This window comes from Alteribacillus bidgolensis, from assembly GCF_002886255.1.
GTDB lineage: Bacteria > Bacillota > Bacilli > Bacillales > Marinococcaceae > Alteribacillus > Alteribacillus bidgolensis.
Genome location: NZ_NJAU01000003.1, coordinates 177,850 through 194,527 on the forward strand (window position 1 = coordinate 177,850; position 16,678 = coordinate 194,527).

General features: G+C 36.6%; 20 protein-coding genes and 1 pseudogene. 14 read left to right on the top strand and 7 right to left on the bottom strand.

All coding sequences use genetic code 11. The features are described 5' to 3' along the window. The first annotated feature begins 81 nt into the window (after positions 1–81). Together CEF16_RS22165 and CEF16_RS22170 are read left to right on the top strand one after the other, a co-directional pair. Entirely contained in the window at positions 82–927 is an 846-nt protein-coding gene (locus CEF16_RS22165) for an isocitrate lyase/PEP mutase family protein (RefSeq protein ID WP_091587916.1), read from the top strand. A gap of 86 nt (positions 928–1,013) precedes the next feature. Next, positions 1,014–1,262, top strand: coding sequence for a hypothetical protein (locus CEF16_RS22170; protein WP_091587917.1), 249 nt, complete (start codon positions 1,014–1,016; stop codon positions 1,260–1,262). 36 nt (positions 1,263–1,298) lie between these two features. On the opposite strand, the gene CEF16_RS22175 is transcribed toward CEF16_RS22170, so the two are convergent. After that, entirely contained in the window at positions 1,299–1,853 is a 555-nt protein-coding gene (locus tag CEF16_RS22175; protein ID WP_245918031.1) for a GrpB family protein, read from the bottom strand. A gap of 1,112 nt (positions 1,854–2,965) precedes the next feature. Between CEF16_RS22175 and CEF16_RS22185 the strand changes: the two genes are divergently transcribed. Next, the gene (locus tag CEF16_RS22185) at positions 2,966–3,424 is read left to right on the top strand and encodes a flavodoxin (RefSeq protein WP_091587919.1); all 459 of its coding nucleotides are present in this window, start codon (positions 2,966–2,968) and stop codon (positions 3,422–3,424) included. 20 nt (positions 3,425–3,444) lie between these two features. Further along, positions 3,445–4,209 carry a PD-(D/E)XK nuclease family protein gene (locus CEF16_RS22190; RefSeq protein WP_091587920.1) on the top strand — a complete coding sequence of 255 codons (765 nt, stop codon included), beginning with the start codon at positions 3,445–3,447 and terminating at the stop codon, positions 4,207–4,209. A 235-nt stretch (positions 4,210–4,444) separates the two neighbouring features. Here the strand turns inward: CEF16_RS22190 and CEF16_RS25490 are convergent, their stop codons facing one another. From CEF16_RS25490 to CEF16_RS25055, 3 genes are all read right to left on the bottom strand, one after another. Next, a complete protein-coding gene (locus tag CEF16_RS25490; protein WP_091587922.1) occupies positions 4,445–4,645 on the bottom strand; it encodes a toprim domain-containing protein in 201 nt (66 codons plus the stop codon). Then, on the bottom strand, positions 4,635–4,925 hold the full coding sequence (locus tag CEF16_RS22200) for a DUF3991 domain-containing protein (protein WP_139186017.1): 291 nt from the start codon (positions 4,923–4,925) through the stop codon (positions 4,635–4,637). Before CEF16_RS22200 ends, CEF16_RS25490 begins: the two co-directional genes overlap by 11 nt. A 75-nt stretch (positions 4,926–5,000) precedes the next feature. After that, a complete protein-coding gene (locus tag CEF16_RS25055; RefSeq protein ID WP_281259226.1) occupies positions 5,001–5,135 on the bottom strand; it encodes a hypothetical protein in 135 nt (44 codons plus the stop codon). Positions 5,136–5,388: 253 nt separating this feature from the next. On the opposite strand from CEF16_RS25055, the pseudogene CEF16_RS22205 reads away from it, so the two are divergent. The 3 genes and pseudogenes from CEF16_RS22205 to CEF16_RS22215 all read left to right on the top strand — a co-directional run. Further along, positions 5,389–5,611 (top strand): annotated as a pseudogene (locus CEF16_RS22205) (NAD-dependent epimerase/dehydratase family protein); the annotation flags it as partial. A gap of 312 nt (positions 5,612–5,923) precedes the next feature. Further along, entirely contained in the window at positions 5,924–6,076 is a 153-nt protein-coding gene (locus tag CEF16_RS25150; protein WP_302847087.1) for an SRPBCC family protein, read from the top strand. Positions 6,077–6,238: 162 nt separating this feature from the next. Continuing rightward, a complete protein-coding gene (locus tag CEF16_RS22215) occupies positions 6,239–6,664 on the top strand; it encodes a DoxX family protein (protein WP_091587925.1) in 426 nt (141 codons plus the stop codon). 230 nt (positions 6,665–6,894) lie between these two features. Here the strand turns inward: CEF16_RS22215 and CEF16_RS22220 are convergent, their stop codons facing one another. Continuing rightward, complete coding sequence (locus CEF16_RS22220) at positions 6,895–7,245, bottom strand: VOC family protein (protein WP_091587927.1); 351 nt, start codon at positions 7,243–7,245, stop codon at positions 6,895–6,897. 163 nt (positions 7,246–7,408) lie between these two features. After that, on the bottom strand, positions 7,409–7,570 hold the full coding sequence (locus CEF16_RS24000; RefSeq protein WP_170032333.1) for a hypothetical protein: 162 nt from the start codon (positions 7,568–7,570) through the stop codon (positions 7,409–7,411). Between the two features lie 190 nt (positions 7,571–7,760). Between CEF16_RS24000 and CEF16_RS22225 the strand changes: the two genes are divergently transcribed. From CEF16_RS22225 to CEF16_RS22240, 4 genes are all read left to right on the top strand, one after another. Next, positions 7,761–8,276: a hypothetical protein gene (locus CEF16_RS22225; protein WP_091587929.1), complete on the top strand. Its 516-nt coding sequence runs from the start codon at positions 7,761–7,763 to the stop codon at positions 8,274–8,276. A gap of 437 nt (positions 8,277–8,713) precedes the next feature. Then, the gene (gene egtB / locus CEF16_RS22230; RefSeq protein WP_091587930.1) at positions 8,714–9,979 is read left to right on the top strand and encodes an ergothioneine biosynthesis protein EgtB; all 1,266 of its coding nucleotides are present in this window, start codon (positions 8,714–8,716) and stop codon (positions 9,977–9,979) included. After that, positions 9,976–10,941, top strand: a complete 966-nt coding sequence (gene egtD, locus CEF16_RS22235; RefSeq protein ID WP_091587932.1) for an L-histidine N(alpha)-methyltransferase — start codon at positions 9,976–9,978, stop codon at positions 10,939–10,941. Before egtB ends, egtD begins: the two co-directional genes overlap by 4 nt. A gap of 38 nt (positions 10,942–10,979) precedes the next feature. Beyond that, a complete protein-coding gene (locus CEF16_RS22240) occupies positions 10,980–11,219 on the top strand; it encodes a flavodoxin family protein (RefSeq protein WP_091587958.1) in 240 nt (79 codons plus the stop codon). A 25-nt stretch (positions 11,220–11,244) separates the two neighbouring features. Here the strand turns inward: CEF16_RS22240 and CEF16_RS22245 are convergent, their stop codons facing one another. Then, entirely contained in the window at positions 11,245–11,763 is a 519-nt protein-coding gene (locus tag CEF16_RS22245) for a LysR family substrate-binding domain-containing protein (protein WP_091587960.1), read from the bottom strand. 605 nt (positions 11,764–12,368) lie between these two features. On the opposite strand from CEF16_RS22245, the gene CEF16_RS22250 reads away from it, so the two are divergent. From CEF16_RS22250 to CEF16_RS22260, 3 genes are all read left to right on the top strand, one after another. Continuing rightward, positions 12,369–13,859, top strand: a complete 1,491-nt coding sequence (locus CEF16_RS22250; protein ID WP_091587962.1) for an aldehyde dehydrogenase family protein — start codon at positions 12,369–12,371, stop codon at positions 13,857–13,859. Positions 13,860–13,926: 67 nt separating this feature from the next. Beyond that, positions 13,927–14,829 carry a 4-hydroxy-tetrahydrodipicolinate synthase gene (gene dapA / locus CEF16_RS22255; RefSeq protein ID WP_091587964.1) on the top strand — a complete coding sequence of 301 codons (903 nt, stop codon included), beginning with the start codon at positions 13,927–13,929 and terminating at the stop codon, positions 14,827–14,829. Positions 14,830–14,875: 46 nt separating this feature from the next. Continuing rightward, positions 14,876–16,267, top strand: coding sequence for a flavin monoamine oxidase family protein (locus tag CEF16_RS22260; RefSeq protein ID WP_091587966.1), 1,392 nt, complete (start codon positions 14,876–14,878; stop codon positions 16,265–16,267). The last annotated feature ends 411 nt before the right edge of the window (positions 16,268–16,678 follow it).

Consider the following 16,678-nt stretch of genomic DNA (forward strand, 5'->3'; position numbering starts at 1 on the left):
TGGATAATATCACACTATTCTTCGATTGGAAGGGAAATGTTTGATACGCAATAAAATCCCAACCATGAAAGGGGTTTCTTTATGAAAAAATATGATGATCCTAATAAGGTAAAAAATTTTCACGAACTACATTATCGGTCGTCCACCTTTGTACTCCCAAATGCTTGGGATGTTATCAGTGCGAAAATGTTTGAAGAAAGTGGGTTTAAAGCTATTGGAACGACAAGCGCAGGAATTGCTGCTTCTTTAGGATATACAGATGGCCAAAACATGCCTCTTAATCAAATGATCGAGACTATTGAAAGGATAGCCAAATCGGTAAATGTGCCGGTAACCGCAGACATTGAAGCAGGTTATGGACAGACAGTTAACGAGGTTTTAGAAACAGTTAAAAAAGTAATAGAAGCCGGGGCCGTCGGTATCAATCTTGAGGACGGTACCGGAAATTCTATCCATCCTATCTACGATATTTCTTTACAAAAGGAAAAAATAGCAGCCATCAGAAAAATGTCAGATTCTATCAATGCTTCATTATTTATCAATGCACGTACGGACATGTATTGGTTAAACATTGGGGATCCTTCGCTACGTTTTCATGAGACCGTTAAGCGAGCAGAGTCTTATCAGGAAGCTGGGGCTGACTGTATTTTTGTACCTGGATTAAGTGATCAGAAAATCATCCAATGTCTTAGGAATGCAATTTCTTGTCCCATTAATCTTTTGGTTAATGTTGAAACTCCTTCTTTAATGAAACTTTCTGAAATTGGGATTGAAAGACTAAGTTGTGGATCAGCCCCTTTCAGAACCACCGTCACCTTGTTGAAGGAAATTAGCGAAGAGATTATTAATCAAGGGACCATTCATAAAATAACAAATAATGTTTTATCTTACGGGGAAATAGCTGAATTCATGCAAAAACCGAAATGACCCACAATAATCTCAGATAAAATCCTTATTTTAGTACACGCTGAACTATTGGATTTTTTTGTAAAAAATACGTCGGAGGTGTACACATGCAGAAAAAAAAGCAGAAATTATTCCTGTCCAACCTTTTTGGTCAATCATTGGCTTATCTTCGAATATCCCCTTCCTTAATTCTTGAAAAGGTAAATAATGAAGGGTATCATCGTGTCTTTACTTTTTCAGGACAGCCCGTCTTGGTTCGACTAACATCCCAAAATCCTTCTAACCATATAAAACATAAGGTGGAAGTGTACGGGGAAAATGTATTTCTTACACCAGAAATACGCCCCGATTGTTGAAATTACGGTGCATTATTTAAACTATCTCTCTATATCTTACTTTAATTCATTAGTCCAAACATTTTGTAAAGGTAATCCTTTTTTTGTTCTTGCAGCATCGATCACCTTCTGTATAAATTCAGTTTTAGAACGAGTATATTCTTCGAATTCACCTGCAAAATTTTTTGCGACATTTTTTTTAATTTCTCCATATTCTCGAACTAATTCAGGGTGTTCTCTTAGATAGTCTCTAAATAACAATTCATTTCTTGTATAGAATTCATTGTTATAAGGATTTATATGTAGGTTGTGAGTCCAGATCCCGTTTGTGTATTTATTAAATAAATATCTTTTGCTCATATCCGTCTGAATGTAATTATAGACCTCAAAATTAAACAAGGATTTGTAATAGGCTAAATCTTTAAAAGGTGACACAATAACAAAAATATCGATTACTGGCTTTGCTTCTTGACCAGGAATCGATGTACTTCCAACATGTTCTATTACAATAGCTTGAGTACCAAAAAGTGTGGATATACGGGATTTTTCTCGTTCAAAATCTTCTACCCAATTCGGATTATACTTAACTATCATTATTTCTTCTCCCACCACAATCTACCTCTCCTCATAAATAATGTAAGGGTTTTCAAGATAATTTTCATTAAACCTTCTCCAGAATTAGTTACTCCATTATATGTGTATATGACATTTATACGATGTATGTTTTGGCAGTATGTTTATTAACTAAAAAGTATAAATACGCACTTTAGTAAATGTATTAACGAGTATTTATATTCACACCTTGAAAATACACAGTTTTAGCAATAGGTCCATATCGTGGAATAAAGCGATTGCTCAATTAAACAAGCAAGCGCAAATGTCGAAGGGCATAACAAATAAAGAATCCCATAATACAAAATCTCATTCATGATTCAGTATGTATGGGAGTTTATTTTATGCAAATTTTATGCTGCCATTTCATACATAAATTAAATGCCAAATACAATATAGCCCTTTAGTTGAACAACCTAATGGGCAACAACGTTTTTAAATAACTTTATTGTAAATGGTAACAACTTTATTTATTTTTAAACGACATTATTGTCAATCAACATTATTAGGGGTAGTAACATGGCGAAACCCCTATAAGGTTTATCTGTATGATCTATAATGACTTATTCCTTTAACTAAATATTCTCTTTAGAAACGCCGGCATTTACTAGTATTCTGATGATGTTTTATTTCTCCTTTTTAATTAAGAAAACAACTTGACATTGATAATCATTATCATTTAATATGATAATCGAAAATGATAATCGTTATCAAATAAGTGGGTGTGATCAAACGAAATGGTTCCATCAGACAACCTTGCTGTATCAGTCGTTTGTCATGATTGTGGTTATATGGAAAAGAATTCGATTCATTTTCATTTATGTCCATGTTGTGGGGAAAGTGAAGGCCTAAAGTGGTATGAATACATAAAGTTGGAGGAGAAAGAAGATGCATTCCATTTTAATTATTCGTGCTGAATATTTAGGAAACATTCCTAAAAAATTAGGAAAAGTTAGGTATGACAAGCATTAATCATAATTTGTCGACTGTGATTAAACAAAAGGCAAAAGAACAGGAAATACCAATTTGTTACGCTAAACCGCTCATGGTCTTCTGTATATCAAGTACCAGTAGTTTAAGAAAGTTCATTATTAAATAGTAGAGGTGATATCATGAAGAAATATATCATAGTTTTTGCGAGTATGTCAGGAAATACAGAAGAAATGGCAGATCTGATTTCAGAATCAATACGTGAAGAAGGAATAGATTTAACTGTAACAGATGTACTCGAAGCTGATCCTTCTGATCTTGAAGAATATGATGGAATCTTACTTGGTGCCTATACATGGGGAGATGGTGATCTTCCGGATGAGTTTTTCGTTTTTTATGATGAAATGGATGGATTAAACTTAACGGGTAAGAAAGCAGCTGTTTTTGGTTCATGTGATTCTTCGTATCCAGCTTATGGTGCAGCTGTTGATATTTTAATGAAAAAATTACAGGATCTTGGAGCTGATATTGTGCTTGAGGGATTGAAGGTTGAACTCGATCCAATAGGGGAAGATGAGGAATTATGTAAAAAGTTTGGTAAAGATTTTGTAAGCAAATACTCAATTGAAGTGTCATTTTGATTGAGTAGGGGGATGTTAAAATGAAAAACCATCTGATCTCCATTCCGACAATGACAGAGCACCATTTAAGAGATTTTATTCGTTGTCCCTATAAATTTTATTATCAACATGTTGAAAAGAAAAAGAGTCCGCTAGATTGGAGACAGAGGGTTCAATATGTTGTCAATCAAGTTGTTGACGCTTATTATCAACTACCGCCGGAACACCAGCGTGCAGAAAAAGTACTTGAGTTAATTGGACAGTATTGGGAAGTCATTTCTCCAAGGTTATTTGAATCAAAAGTTCATTATTATATGGCTGCAGCTAAAGTTACTGATCACTTAATGCAGTATTTGACTGCTGAATCCAAGAAAAATCCACCGTTGTTTTTATTTGAAAAGTTTAAAGCACCCATTCAAGAGATTGGTGTTGACCTCTCTTTAACATTTGATGCTGCCGAATGGTCTTGTTCTTCTTTTGTCGTAAAGAAGTACTTAGTTGAGGCAGATGAAGAAATGGTAAAGCTTTTTCATTATTTAACAACTATCTTTTCAGAGAAAGCATTTAACAGGATTCCAAAGCGCATTGAAGTGATTACCTTAATGGACGGAAAGAAACATGTCTTTTTTCCAACCCATGAAGACGTTCAAAAAGGAATCAATTATTTGCAGCTAATAAAACATCTGCTTGAAGATTCATCAAGATATAATGGGGGATACAATGAAAAAGAGTGTCCAGTATGTCCTTTTCAAAAAGTGTGTCATCGAGAAGAAAGAGGAGAAAATCGAAAGAAGTATTTATCTTAAAGGGAAAAGAGAAAAGAGTTTATAGGTAGGATTGTTGAATGGCATGACTGACGTTTTTTAAGCCTTTGAACTCTTGGTTCTCTGAGTTTTTATGTGACATTGCTACAATAACACATTAATAGAAAAAAGGGATGCAAGTTCACATCCCATAAGACTGCTTCTTCTTCTCTTTTCCTTTTTGGATCTGTTTCCATTCTTCGTTCCAACCTTTTGTTCGTGTCGGCCGTTGATCTTCCTAAGCTCCTTTTTTCAACAATCTACTCAGACGTTCATGAAAATGATTTCCGGCTTCATCATTATCCATGCACGAAATCACTTTTTTTACATCTTGACCGTTTTGATTTAGCTCTTTAATCGCTTCCTTGAGAGATTTTTCTTTGAGACCATCATGCTTTTCAACCGTGTGTTCTGCACTTCTCTCTTTTTCATGGACCAGTAGGAAAGGAGATCAATAGGGCTTTCAAAGATAGCGACTTTATCATTGTTTTCCCTACATCAATCGTAAAACCGCCTGTTTCTGTGGAGTTGGAAACAATTTGTTTAAACGTATGTTGCTTTTTATGATCCATTGGCTGGGTCCCTTGCCGATCTGCACCGATAATGTTTCCTTTCATGTCTTTCCATTTAAATACCACACTATCTTTCTTGTCTTGAACGATAAGGTCTTTCTCCATACACCAATCTATGACTCTCTTATCAATTTTCCGGTCATTCACCAAAAGTGAGTCATAGGGAGTAATAATCTTCCATTAAAGATAATAACTTTTACAGACCCTATGTCCGGCTGTGTTTTATTGTTCCATTTCTCTGTTATGATTACCTGATACAGAAAACTGAACAGTTTTCGTATTGTTGATTAATGAAATGGTTTCTGTAGGCGTTTCATAAATACGATTCATTGCATCCTTTTCCTTTTTTTGTTCCAATAATACGTTTCCTTATTCGTTTTCTATATCTGTTTGTGGATTTTGTTTTTCTGCTAAGTAATCAGACCGTCATAAAAGCGTGTGCAGGCGTTTTACGTTTAAAAACAGCTCAAAAGAAGAGGGCTGTCACATCCGTTAATTATGGAAAAAATATGTTTCGACATTAGTTAGAGAGTTCTGTATTCCAATAAAAAAAATAAAATAATGAAAGGAGAAAGTCATACCTTGAGGGGGTCTCAAGTGAGGGAAAAAGCTGTTTGTAACTGGTGCAGATGGTTTCATTGGTTCACATCTAACAGAGAAATTGGTTAAAAGCGGTTACAAAGTTCGTGCATTTGTTCATTACAATTCATTTAATTCCTGGGGCTGGCTTGATGATCGAAGTATTCCAAGGCGATATTCGTGATCCATATGAGGTAAAGGAGGCGATGAAAGATTGTGATTTTATTTTTCATTTAGCTGCTTTAGTTGCCATTTCGTTATTTGCAGGAGCTGCAAAAGAAAAAGAGAATGAAAAAAAAACTAGTAGTTTTTTCTTACATGATGTAGAACCGGTTTAAACTTCAATACTCCCCATAACAATTTTATTGTTCGTTTTAATTTATAGAATAAATGGAAATGGCAGAAGGCCAAACAACCAATAACACTTTTACGTCTGGAAAAGGTAGGGAACTTATTGTCAATCGTGTCTTTAATGCTTCACGTGATCTTGTCTTTAAAAACTGACAGATCCAGAACATTTGCCGAAATGATGGGGACCAAGTGGATTTACAATCACGGTTCAAAAAATAGACGTAAGGCCAGGAGGTGTATGGCATAGTCTCGACGGTGTTGACTATAACAATTACATTGGGGTTATGAGTCCTGAACGACTCCTTTACTCCCATGGAGACGGAGAAGAAGAGCCGTTTCGAGTGACGATGACGTTTGACGAACACTGAACTTACCATGCGGATGGTCTTCAAGTCAGTGGCGGAGCTGGATAAGGCGGCAAAGAACACGGCGCCATTGAAGGTGCCAAATCGACACTTAGTCTGGACGAACAATTGGCGAAAGTTTGAGGAAGTTATATTTGAGAATCCGCCAAACAAGGAGGACCCAAAATGAAGAAAATCAATATTACCTACTGGGTTTTTACGGGGCTGTTGTCAATATTAATGCTTATCGGTTCTATTCCTGATATCTTGTCTGCTCCCGAAGCAGTTGCTTTATTCAACCATTTAGGTTACCCTGCTTACCTTCTGCCCTTTATTGGGATTGCTAAATTATTAGGTGTAGTAGCGATCCTTATCCCTGGTTTTTGGCGAATTAAAGAATGGGCTTATGCCGGCTTTACATTTGATTTGACGGGCGCCATGTACTCAACCGTATCTGTCGATGGCCTTACCAGTGGCTTGGTCGTTTTCTTCATCGGATACACGTTAATTGCTGGCTCCTATGTTTTCTATCATAGAAAACATAAAGATGTTTTATTGAATCATACAAAAAAGCTTGACACCAGTGGAGTACCAGAACACACAACCAATTAGATAATCTTCTTGTGTATTAAAGAAAAACACTGATAATCGGTGTTTTTCTTTTGGCTGAAGAAGGGTTTAATCATACTTCCTCATAAAATTCCATTCTTCTCTTATTCAAGAATAAGACGCTTTTGTAGAAAAACTAAATCTTGAGTAAGTAAGGGACGATTACCTTTATTGGATAATCACCGGAAGAACTTTAATTTAATTGCGTTCTTATTAAGCACACCTTTATTCATTTACAGATGGCTAAGAATATTGATAAGCTTCCCGAATGGATCCCTTACATAAAATCGTCGAACCCCCCATGGCTCCTCAGCCGGTCCATACTCAATTGGAATTTCTGCTTTTTTCATTCGAGTAAGCGCATCGTCGAGATCATCAACTTCAATTGACAAATCAGGTACTGGTGTCCCGGACCCTCCCTCTGAAAGGAAACTGATTTGAGTGGCCATTTTCACATGTGAACCGTAGGTCGCAATAAATCCTTGATTCATTAATTGATCAAGTCCAAGTACTTCCTCATAGAAGTGCTTTGCTTTGGAAAGGTCCTGCATCTCAATATTGGCAACAATTCTCTTTACCTTCATTTTTACCTCACTCCAAGATCTTTGGCATTGCTAATAATTTCTACAATCACTATAATAACCCTTGTGATGTTTTTCCTGTTCTTCTTTTAACGCATGTTGTGTAGTGTAAATTCAGAGTAGTAAACTCCCTCCTAGATCGAACTTACGGTGGGAAAGTAATAACTTAACTAAGATAGGAGACAAATTCGATTTTATCAGCCACATAAAGGTCAATATTAATAACAAAGTACATACCAGCTTTCCAAAGTAAGAACAATTGATTGATAGCAAAACCAATGATGGCAGTACCAGTTAAAGAAACAAATATCATCCACGGCCGGTTCATCCATCTTGGTGTCCTCCACACCCAAATGGAGCTATGATATACGACAGAAATTCTGCATGTTTAATCACCATTTCACTCTACTCTTGTCTCGAACACCCATATCACTTCCCCGGTAAAGAAGCAGGAAAGACGTAACACACAAAAAAGCCCCACATACAATGCTCTTAGGCATATGTTTGGAGGTATTAAAATGGAGACCTATGTAAACCACATCTTATCCAATTGGAGCGGAAAACCATTAGAAGGTGCACATGCAATGATTCAGAAATATGGCTATCCTCAAGAAGCTACAATGAGTCAGTTAATTTGGCATAATAATGGACCATGGAAACGCACTGTTGTCCATCGCGAGACAGTTCCCCATAACTTTCCAACCCCGCATCCTGATTTTTTAGAGCAAGTCATTGATTATAGGGTACCTATTCACTTATATGACGATGTCACAGCTTATGATGGGAGTGTTTATTTAGACAGAACCAAAGGTGAAGCAAGCGCCATGTGCCATAAAGAAGCGATGAACTTTTTATCTTTAAATTTGCTGAATGATATCGTTACTGGTAGACGAGATGTTGAAGGAGCAAAAAGGTTTTATGCTCAAACGGCTTACATGTATAGCAAACAAAATATTTCAACTCCATATACAGAAGGACTATTATTTCCAAAACAATATAACACTGCCGATCCAGGCATCATTTACTTTAAATGATCTCAAATATGAAGGTGTTCAATTCCGAGCTAAAGCTAGACATTTAGCATTTTACTTTTTATTAAATCAGAATAACAAAGATTCCATTTACATTCTGTAAGTTAACTTACAATAAGACAAAAGTTTTTCGAACAAAAGATAACCGGTGTCTTCATCACATGGTGCTCACGACACCGGTATAAATTTTTCTGACCTTTCTCTTTTACATAATAAATAACAGATAATAGAACATGTGTCTGTTTTTTCACTAAATTCCGATTTTTAAGTTACTTCCCATGAACCTGTTCCTCTTTATTCAAATACACCATCTTTATCCTTCTTCCATTCGTCAAATACCAGCCATTTTTTCGATAAATGTAAGAAAGCTTACTGCAAATGTAAACCTGGTTTTATAAGGTTAGTAAAGGGGTAATAGCTCTTAGGAAGGAGGAAGTACAATGACCACCATCACCATGGATACGTTAAAAGATGAGTACTATCTAATACGTAAGTATACCGAACAATTGGCAGAACCATTGGAAATAGAAGATTTTGTCGTACAAGCTGATACTCATGTCAGTCCAGTGAAATGGCATCTAGCCCATACCACATGGTTTTTTGAAACGTTCATTTTAAAGAAATTTCTTTCAAACTATTTGGTCTTTCATCAAAACTACAATTATTTGTTTAATTCTTATTATGAATCTGTTGGATCTTTTTATCCTCAAAAGGCCAGAGGTCTCATTTCTCGACCAACTGTTTCAGAAACCTTTTCCTACAGAAAACATGTAGATGAACATATCTTGTCATTATTAGAAAACAGAAATTACATAGAGAATGAACAACTAAGACAATTGATCGAAATTGGATTGAATCACGAACAACAGCACCAAGAGTTACTGCTCACAGACTTAAAATATAATTTCTCTTTTAATCCCCTTCACCCTGTTTATATTGCTAATGATACTTTTGGTACCTCCCATTCAACAGATTTATCCTTTATTGAAATAAAAGGCGGGTTAATAGAAATTGGCAATGACGCGAAAGGTTTTTCTTTTGATAATGAAGGTCCTCGCCATAAAAAATGGCTGAATACTTATCGCTTAGCCAATCGGCCAGTTACCAATGGCGAGTATATCCAATTTATGGAAGATGAGGGTTACACAAAACCAGAATATTGGCTGTCCGATGGATGGAATGCCGTTCAAGGTTATCAATGGGAGTGCCCTCAATACTGGGAAAAACATGACGGACAATGGTATGCTTTTACACTATCAGGACTTGTACCTATCGACGAACATGCACCAGTTAGTCATATAAGTTTTTATGAAGCCGATGCTTATGCGAGATGGGCTGGCAAACGCCTTCCTACGGAAGAAGAGTGGGAACATGCATTACGGCATACTCCTATCGAGGGGAACTTTGCAGAACGAGGTTATTTTCAACCGATTGCAGAAAATATAGGGCCACACTACCCCTTTTCCAAAGGATTTGGTGATGTTTGGGAATGGACAAGGAGCTCTTATTCCCCTTATCCCAGGAATAAACCTTTAAAAGGAGCATTAGGGGAATACAATGCCAAATTCATGGCCAATCAGATAGTCTTAAGAGGGGGTTCTTGTGCAACACCTCACTCTCATATACGCCTTACTTATCGTAATTTCTTCTACCCACAAATGAGATGGCAATTTAGCGGATTACGTTTAGCGGATGATGTAGAATGAGGACTATAAATCAACAGCACCATAACATTACCGACCTTTCACTTGAGCCGAACGATTTTTTAACCGATGTCCTTCAGGGATTATCATCGAACCCCAAAATGCTTTCCGCTAAATATCTTTACGATGAGTTAGGCTCCAAATTGTTCGAAAAAATCACATCATTAGATGAGTATTACCAAACAAGAACAGAAATTGATATTCTCCATCAATCCTATTCTACGATTTCTACATTAATAGGAGAACACGTAGATTTAGTTGAATTAGGCAGTGGCAGCAGCAAGAAAACACACATCTTATTAGATGAACAAAGAGTAAATAGTTATATACCCATCGATATTTCCACATCAATGCTTACTAATACAGTCGATCAATTAAAAGAAAAGTATCCTTCCCTTACGATTCACGGTATGGTAGCCGATTACACGAAACCGTTTTCTTTACCTGCATTAGGCGGCAATAAAAAAGTGACCTTTTTCCCGGGGTCCACCATCGGGAATTTTGAACCATCAGAAGCAGCTATGTTTTTAAAGCAGCTATCCCAAACATTTAATAAGGAAGATGGCCTACTCATCGGCGTAGACTTAAAAAAAGATCAGCACATTATAGAAAAAGCTTATAATGATGAAAAAGGAATTACGGCTGCCTTTAATAAGAATGTCTTAACCCGTATCAATAGAGAGTTACAGTGTGACTTTAAGGTGGAAAACTTTCAACATCATGCCTATTACAACACGAGCAAAAGCAGAATCGAGATGCACTTGATCAGTACAATTGATCAAACGGTCCAATTCCAAGACCAAACATTTGCATTCACTAAAAACGAAACCATTCATACCGAAAATTCCTATAAATACTCGATTGATTCTTTCCAAAAACTTTGCTTGTGGTGTGGATTTAAGCCAGTGGAAGTATTTATGGACAAGAATCAATGGTTTAGTGTGCACTATTTAGAAGTAATGTAACCCTCTTAATGAGCAATCTCTTTGGGTAGCCGATAACAATGTTATCTATAGATGTAGGCGAAGGGGGCGAATGGCCCCATATCTTTGAAAAAATCAAGAAAGCAGAAGTTCTTCTCATTGGAACACCTGTATGGCTAGGGGAAAGAAGCAGTATTGCCACAAAAGTTATAAAACGGATTTACGCTGCGAGCAGCTTTACAAACGAGAAGGGACAATTTCTTTATTATAATAATATCGGCGGAACGGTTGTGACCGGCAATGAGGTACACCCTATTTAACGCCATCTAACTGAATTGGGACTAATTATTTTTTGACTGTCCAATAATTAATCTGTGCAGCTGAATCCAAAAATTGTTTCACCAAAATAGAATTATTATCTGATCTCCAGGAAAGATTCATTTCTATATGAGGGGAGTCTTGATAGATGGTTAAATAAGAAACATCCCATAGATGAAATTCAGCAGTTGGTTTAGGTACAATACTGCCCCCTAAACCTGAGGCGACTAACCCTATTACTGTTTGTATTTCCTTTACATGTTGCCGGATGATAGGATTGAATCCGGCATTGTGGCATTTTGAAAGGATGTCATCATGCCAACTTGGCCAAATTTCTCGTTCTACTAGAATAAATTGTTCCTTGCTTAAATCTTTCATTGATATAGAAGAACGTTGTGCCAATGGGTGCGACTCTGGTATGACAGCAACACATGTCTCTTGATGAACTGACATAAAGGATATAGACGAATCCGCAATAAATGGTCTTACAAATCCGATGCCGATCTCCTTGCTATGAAATGCTTCGATTTGTCTTGGTGTCGGCATTTCGCGCAGTAATTCTTTTATAGGTTGGGTTAGGAGTGAGTATATTTACCCTGTATCTAATTAAAACTGAAAAAGAACCTTGACTTAAAAAATAAGAGTGGCAGCGAAAAGTTTTCTCTGCTTCCACTCTTTTCCTTAATAAAAATGTAACTAAACGATAGTTATTAATACATTATAAAACCGGGGATGCAATTTTTTTACCTTGTGCACCCGCCACTTTATTAAATGAAATTCTTATTATCTTGATTTAATCTAATGAACCTTTCAGCTCACTAAATTAATTGGAAGTCAGTTAAATAAGAACTCAATAATTTTAACTTCTAGTTAGAGAATCATCATTTTTTTAAAGTGATGTCTCTTTTTTTTTTTGCTTAAAATTGCTTGGCGCTTGATTTTTAAGTTATATAAAAGTGGATTTTGACTTAGAGTTTACTCTATATCAATTACTTTAAATGAAATAATATTTTGAATTTTCGTTAAAAGAATTGTTTTATTCCGTTTTTTTTAAAAGGGTTTACAAAAACTCATCCATCTGATACATTGTTTTCATACAAGTTTAAAAATTTGTTTTCCAAATTAAAGAGCGAACATGGGAGGTAATACTAATGAAAGCAACTGGTTACGAATTAAAACCTAAGGTACAAGAGTTCTTGGAAGGGAATATAGGTCTCTACATTAATGGAGAATACGTACAAGCGGTCAATGGGAAAACATTTGATGTTATTGATCCTGCAACTGAAGAAGCAATTGCCGAAGTTAGTGAAGCACAAACGGAGGATGTTGATAATGCCGTGAGAGCTGCAAGAAGAGCCTTTGATGATGGTGAATGGTCAAAAATGAAAGCGTTTCAACGATCGCGTCTCATCTACAAGTTCGCAGATCTTCTGGAAGAAAACCGTGAAGAGCTTGCACAACTAGAGGCCCTTGATAACGGTAAACCATATAAAGTTGCATTAACAGATGATGTTGATGGATCAATCGAACACTTCAGATACTATTCGGGTTTCGCAACCAAAATACAAGGAAAAACAACACAAGTATCGCCAGAATATTTGAATTATACTGAGCACGAACCTGTTGGGGTTGTAGGCCAAATTATTCCATGGAATTTCCCTCTTTTGATGGCTGCTTGGAAGCTTGGATCTGCTCTAGCTGTTGGCTGTACAGTTGTGATTAAACCTGCAAGTGAAACACCGCTTTCACTACTTTATGTAGCTAAACTTTTCCAAGAAGCTGGTTTTCCTGACGGTGTGGTCAACATCATTCCAGGATCGGGTCGAGAAGCTGGTGAAGCTATTGTTACTCATAATTTAGTTGACAAAGTGTCTTTCACTGGATCCACAGCTGTTGGAAAAAAGGTGATGAAAAAATCTGCAGATCAAATCAAAAACATTACTCTCGAGTTAGGTGGTAAGTCACCAACAATTATTTTAGAAGACGCAAACATAACAGAAGCTATAGAAGGGGCATTTAACGGTACGATGTATAACCATGGCCAGAATTGTAGTGCCTGTACACGAGTTTATGTTCACCGAAAACATTATAATCAAGTAGTTCAAGCATTGACAGAACATGTAAGCATGGTGAAATTAGGTGCAGGAATGGACTCAGAAACAGACATGGGGCCACTTGTTTCAGAAAAACAAAAACAAACTGTTCTTGGCTATATCGAGCAAGGAAAAAAAGAAGGTGCTCGTCTTGTAGCGGGAGGCGAAAAAGTATTTAATAAAGGGTACTTTGTCAAACCAACAATTTTTGCGGATGTAGAAGATGACATGACTATTGCACGAGAAGAAATCTTTGGTCCAGTAATGTCGGTTTTCGTTTTTGATACCGTAGAAGAAGTTATTGAAAGAGCAAACGATAGCAATTATGGCTTAGCAGCTAGTATTTGGACAGAAAATATAAAAACCGGCCACTATATTGCCCGTAAACTACAAGCAGGGACCGTTTGGATTAATGATGTTGGACTTGAATGGGAGTCAATGCCATTCGGCGGATACAAACAATCTGGCATTGGACGTGAAATGGGTGGAGAGTATGGCTTGGAGAATTACACAGAAGTGAAAAGTGTGTATGTGAATATTAAACAATAACAGAACTGAAAAATTATGCAAAACCGGTAGAAATTTTATTTAATTTACATTTTTGAGGAGGATCTATATGTATAAACCTTTCGGAATGATTCCAGCTTTACCTACACCTATGAAAGAAGATAATAGTATTGACTATAAAGGTCTTGAACAACTTATCCAACATTCAATAGATGGAGGAATGAACTGTCTTTTAGTGGGAGGAAGTACTGGAGAATACTCACTAATGAGCATGGAAGAACGAAAAGAAGTAATTAAATTTGTGTGTGAAACATCAAAAGGTAGAATACCTGTTATGGCGGGTACAGGATGTCATCGAACAGAAGAAACAATTGAACTTACGAAATACGCAGCTGAATTTGGTGCAGATTGTGCCTTGGTAATAAATCCATATTATATGCCAACTAGTAGACAAGGAATTATTGATCATTACAAGGCAGTAGCAGAAAACTCTAGTATTGGGATCGTAATCTATCATTATCCAGATGCTACAGGTGTTGAACTGGATCCAGAACTAATTAATGAAATAAGTCAAATAGATGGAATTGTTGGTATTAAAAATACGGCTGATGGCGAGCATACTTCTAAACTTATTGCATTGACAAAAGAAAATCCGAACTTCGCGGTACTTACTGGATTTGAGCATTTAATCTTACCTACCTTAGCCTTAGGGGGACATGGTGCTGTTGGAGTAGCCCACAACTTGGCTCCGAAAAAAATAGCAAAACTATATGATTTAGTCGTAAATGAAAACAACTTAAAAGAAGCAACTAAATTAAATAAGGAACTGCTAGAGTTATACAATGCTATCGAAGAAGAAACCATTCCAGGAACAGTAAAGGCAGGATTGGAAGCACTAGGATTATCGGGAGGATCAAGTAGATTGCCATTAGTGCCTGCTTCCGAAAAGTTCAAGTCAAAGATTAAAACAATATTAAGTGAATTAGGGGAACTAAGGGTGAAACAACATTAATTGAATTAGAAGAATTATAAATACACAAGGGATGGGAGGAAATCCAATGAAAGATGTAATTATCATAGGCGGCGGACTTGCTGGTTTGTCTGCTGCCTGGCGCCTTAAACAACATGATATTTTACTTCTAGAATCTGATGATCGTGTTGGTGGGCGTGTACGTTCTGAACGGCGAGGAGATTATTGGTTAAATTGGGGTGGACATGTATTTGCCGGAGCTGGTTCAGCTACAGATGAATTATTTAAATCTGTTGAAATAACTGCATTACCTGTACCTGGTATTTTATCTGCAATGTCTTTGAATGGGAAGTTGCTTTTAGGCGGTCGAGTTGAACTGTATCCATTTAGGGTCCCTATGTCATGGAAATCTAGATTTGCTCTACTACTTGCAGGGGCTAAAGTGCGTGCAGCTGTTATCAAATATAGCAAAGTAGCAAAAAGACGTCCGACAGAGGACTATAAAGTTTACCAACAACGAGTTTTAGAATTTATGAATGATCGAACTTTTACTGATTTTTCAGGTGTATTACCAGAAGATGCTGATGCGATTTTTAGACCTACCGTTAGTCGATCTACTGGAGATCCTGAACAAATATCTGCGGGGGCAGGTGTAGGATATTTCCACATGATATGGAACAAAAGTGAAGGGCTGACGAGAAATATTGTTGGGGGCCCATCAACGCTTACGAACACTATTGCAACAACATTAGGCGAACGAGTTCAACTAAATGCTAAAGTTTTAGAAGTTATTCAGAAAGAAGACTCGGTTGTCGTCCACTATATTCAAGATGGGGTGAAGCATGTGGAGGAAGCACGTTATGCAGTCCTCGCGACTCCCGCTCCAATTACAAAAAAAATAGCGGTGAACATTGACCCAGAAATCGCAAACGCTCTTGATCAGGTGACCTACGGTCCACATGTTAGTGCAGCATTTTTAACAAATGAAACAGGACCTCAAGTTTGGGATGATGTATATTCTTTTGCTACACCTAAAAGGTCATTCGATATTCTTATTCATAGTTCTAACCTTGTTCATTCATTTTCAAAGGAACGAAAGCCAGGAAGTAGTTTTATGACTTTTTCACCAGCTGAACGTGGCCGCCAGCTTTTAGATAAATCTGATGAGGAGATTATTCAAATATATTTGAAAGATTTAAATGAAATATTTCCTGGTTTTAGTGATCATGTAGTTGAGGCTCATGTAAACAAATTTCCATTAGGGTCAGCTTATGTTTTCCCCGGTCGTGCAAAAATACAGCCAATTTTAACAAAATCTGCGGGTCGATTGTTCTTAGCAGGTGACTATTTAGGCACCCTTTATACTGAAACAGCTATTCAAACGGGGTTTAATGCAGCACAAAATATTAATAGCTTACTGGAATTCGGGCTTCTTGAATCTCAAAAAGAAAAGAAAGTCAAGACTGTGGTTTCTAATTAGTTAATTGATTTTGTGTGAGGGAGGCAGTGAAAGTTTCTACATCCCTTACCCACTTATTTCAATATAAAAAAACATTAAGGTCCAAGCGGAAATATAAAACATTGACACCCTGGTTAATTATAATGTAAACGTTTTCATAAATCCTACCGGCATAGGAAAACACTTCCCGGTTTGTAAAATGTGGAAATTGGTAGAACTGATAATCACTTTTTCAGGGTGAGCGTTTCCATTTTCCGAAGTTGAGGAATTTGCCCCTCACTTTTCTCCATGTATTATATTCATTAAAGTTGTAGATAAGATTATTAATTAAATAGTGTAAGACTGTATGTTAAATAGACTGAGGACTTTTCGTACTCTATCACCTAAAAGTTCTAGGGATCCCCTTATAAAATCACATCATTGATTATAAAT